General features: G+C 51.3%; 1 rRNA gene. It reads left to right on the forward strand.

Annotated elements, in window-relative coordinates:
• Window positions 1–56 precede the first annotated feature (56 nt).
• Window positions 57–2,978 (forward strand): 23S ribosomal RNA (locus ACZDYH_RS30195).
• Window positions 2,979–2,986 lie beyond the last annotated feature (8 nt).

Here is a 2,986-nt window from a genome sequence, read left to right on the forward strand (position 1 = left end):
GTATGTTCTTTGAAAACTAGATAACAGTGTAGCTCATATTTTTTAATTTTTAGTTTGGTTAAGTTAGAAAGGGCGCACGGTGGATGCCTTGACACTAGGAGTCGATGAAGGACGGGACTAACGCCGATATGCTTCGGGGAGCTGTAAGTAAGCTTTGATCCGAAGATTTCCGAATGGGGAAACCCACCATACGTAATGGTATGGTATCCTTATCTGAATACATAGGGTAAGGAAGACAGACCCAGGGAACTGAAACATCTAAGTACCTGGAGGAAGAGAAAGCAAATGCGATTTCCTGAGTAGCGGCGAGCGAAACGGAACATAGCCCAAACCAAGAGGCTTGCCTCTTGGGGTTGTAGGACATTCTATACGGAGTTACAAAGGAACGAGGTAGACGAAGCGACCTGGAAAGGTCCGTCGTAGAGGGTAACAACCCCGTAGTCGAAACTTCGTTCTCTCTTGAATGTATCCTGAGTACGGCGGAACACGTGAAATTCCGTCGGAATCTGGGAGGACCATCTCCCAAGGCTAAATACTCCCTAGTGATCGATAGTGAACCAGTACCGTGAGGGAAAGGTGAAAAGCACCCCGGAAGGGGAGTGAAAGAGATCCTGAAACCGTGTGCCTACAAATAGTCAGAGCCCGTTAACGGGTGATGGCGTGCCTTTTGTAGAATGAACCGGCGAGTTACGATCCCGTGCGAGGTTAAGCTGAAGAGGCGGAGCCGCAGCGAAAGCGAGTCTGAATAGGGCGTTTAGTACGTGGTCGTAGACCCGAAACCAGGTGATCTACCCATGTCCAGGGTGAAGTTCAGGTAACACTGAATGGAGGCCCGAACCCACGCACGTTGAAAAGTGCGGGGATGAGGTGTGGGTAGCGGAGAAATTCCAATCGAACCTGGAGATAGCTGGTTCTCCCCGAAATAGCTTTAGGGCTAGCCTTAAGTGTAAGAGTCTTGGAGGTAGAGCACTGATTGGACTAGGGGTCCTCATCGGATTACCGAATTCAGTCAAACTCCGAATGCCAATGACTTATCCTTAGGAGTCAGACTGCGAGTGATAAGATCCGTAGTCAAAAGGGAAACAGCCCAGACCGCCAGCTAAGGTCCCAAAGTGTGTATTAAGTGGAAAAGGATGTGGAGTTGCTTAGACAACTAGGATGTTGGCTTAGAAGCAGCCACCATTTAAAGAGTGCGTAATAGCTCACTAGTCGAGTGACTCTGCGCCGAAAATGTACCGGGGCTAAATACACCACCGAAGCTGCGGATTGATACCAATGGTATCAGTGGTAGGGGAGCGTTCTAAGGACAGTGAAGTCAGACCGGAAGGACTGGTGGAGTGCTTAGAAGTGAGAATGCCGGTATGAGTAGCGAAAGACGGGTGAGAATCCCGTCCACCGAATGCCTAAGGTTTCCTGAGGAAGGCTCGTCCGCTCAGGGTTAGTCAGGACCTAAGCCGAGGCCGACAGGCGTAGGCGATGGACAACAGGTTGATATTCCTGTACCACCTCTTTATCGTTTGAGCAATGGAGGGACGCAGAAGGATAGAAGAAGCGTGCGATTGGTTGTGCACGTCCAAGCAGTTAGGCTGATAAGTAGGCAAATCCGCTTATCGTGAAGGCTGAGCTGTGATGGGGAAGCTCCTTATGGAGCGAAGTCTTTGATTCCCCGCTGCCAAGAAAAGCTTCTAGCGAGATAAAAGGTGCCTGTACCGCAAACCGACACAGGTAGGCGAGGAGAGAATCCTAAGGTGTGCGAGAGAACTCTGGTTAAGGAACTCGGCAAAATGACCCCGTAACTTCGGGAGAAGGGGTGCTTTCTTAACGGAAAGCCGCAGTGAATAGGCCCAAGCGACTGTTTAGCAAAAACACAGCTCTCTGCGAAGCCGTAAGGCGAAGTATAGGGGGTGACACCTGCCCGGTGCTGGAAGGTTAAGGAGAGGGGTTAGCGTAAGCGAAGCTCTGAACTGAAGCCCCAGTAAACGGCGGCCGTAACTATAACGGTCCTAAGGTAGCGAAATTCCTTGTCGGGTAAGTTCCGACCCGCACGAAAGGTGTAACGATTTGGGCACTGTCTCAACCAGAGACTCGGTGAAATTATAGTACCTGTGAAGATGCAGGTTACCCGCGACAGGACGGAAAGACCCCGTGGAGCTTTACTGTAGCCTGATATTGAATTTTGGTACAGTTTGTACAGGATAGGCGGGAGCCATTGAAACCGGAGCGCTAGCTTCGGTGGAGGCGCTGGTGGGATACCGCCCTGACTGTATTGAAATTCTAACCTACGGGTCTTATCGACCCGGGAGACAGTGTCAGGTGGGCAGTTTGACTGGGGCGGTCGCCTCCTAAAGTGTAACGGAGGCGCCCAAAGGTTCCCTCAGAATGGTTGGAAATCATTCGTAGAGTGCAAAGGCATAAGGGAGCTTGACTGCGAGACCTACAAGTCGAGCAGGGACGAAAGTCGGGCTTAGTGATCCGGTGGTTCCGCATGGAAGGGCCATCGCTCAACGGATAAAAGCTACCCCGGGGATAACAGGCTTATCTCCCCCAAGAGTCCACATCGACGGGGAGGTTTGGCACCTCGATGTCGGCTCATCGCATCCTGGGGCTGTAGTCGGTCCCAAGGGTTGGGCTGTTCGCCCATTAAAGCGGTACGCGAGCTGGGTTCAGAACGTCGTGAGACAGTTCGGTCCCTATCCGTCGTGGGCGTAGGAAATTTGAGAGGAGCTGTCCTTAGTACGAGAGGACCGGGATGGACGCACCGCTGGTGTACCAGTTGTTCTGCCAAGGGCATAGCTGGGTAGCTATGTGCGGAAGGGATAAGTGCTGAAAGCATCTAAGCATGAAGCCCCCCTCAAGATGAGATTTCCCATAGCGTAAGCTAGTAAGATCCCTGAAAGATGATCAGGTTGATAGGTTCGAGGTGGAAGCATGGTGACATGTGGAGCTGACGAATACTAATAGATCGAGGACTTAACCATATAATATG

The organism is Bacillus sp. EB V-12, assembly GCF_056158125.1.